Source organism: Protofrankia sp. Cj3 (assembly GCF_917627355.1).
Classification (GTDB): domain Bacteria; phylum Actinomycetota; class Actinomycetes; order Frankiales; family Frankiaceae; genus Protofrankia.
Window position 1 is genome coordinate 1808 of record NZ_CAKJTR010000121.1, and the last position, 701, is coordinate 2508.

Here is a 701-nt window from a genome sequence, read left to right on the forward strand (position 1 = left end):
GGCGGCGACAGTCTTGCGAGGCCGGCCGCGGGGCCGCTTGCGGGGGACGACTGTGCCTGTTACCACAAGCTCACCGCCCCACACGCCCCAGGGCTCGCACCGGTCGAGAGCGGCGGCCAGGCAGGCAGGCCGCAGGGGACACCCCTGGCAGACCGCCTTCGCCGCCTCGACATCCCGCGGGGACTCAGCGAAGAACAGGTCCGGATCCACGTCCCAGCACGGCAAAGCCAGCCGGTCCCGCTCGATCCGAGAAACGATCAATGGGTCAAACACCGGCGTCATCTCCGATATTCATTCAGGAATCGGTTACGGAAGGTTCGGTCAAGCTCAACTCGTCAGACCGTGAGACGACAAAGGCCGCGGTCCCGTCCGGGATCCGCGGCCTCGAAGTCGGCGCTCTGCGGCTTGTCAAGCCAGCGGCAAACCTCGAAGCGGACCCGAAAGATGGAGCGTGGCTATCGCCCATACCTGGATGGGGTTCACAAAGGACGATGCGCGACGGACGGCGGCACGCGGCCTGAACCGATTCGGCGGGCGGACGAACGCGTCGATGGCCCCAGTGCTGCTCACAGGGACCACCTCCTTACGTTGACGTCAGCGACGGACAGGCACTTCCAGTGCTCGCTGAATACGGTAGAAGGCTGCCTCCACCGAGGCAACCTATTTTTTGGAGCGTCGGCAACAGGAAAATAGATCAAGAA

Annotated in this window: 1 protein-coding gene; it reads right to left on the minus strand. The window is 64.3% G+C overall.

Annotated elements, in window-relative coordinates; all coding sequences use genetic code 11:
* On the minus strand, nt 1–273 hold a 273-nt coding region (locus MJ783_RS15970), incomplete at its 3' end, for a WhiB family transcriptional regulator (RefSeq protein ID WP_305039285.1).
* Nucleotides 274–701: the final 428 nt, after the last annotated feature.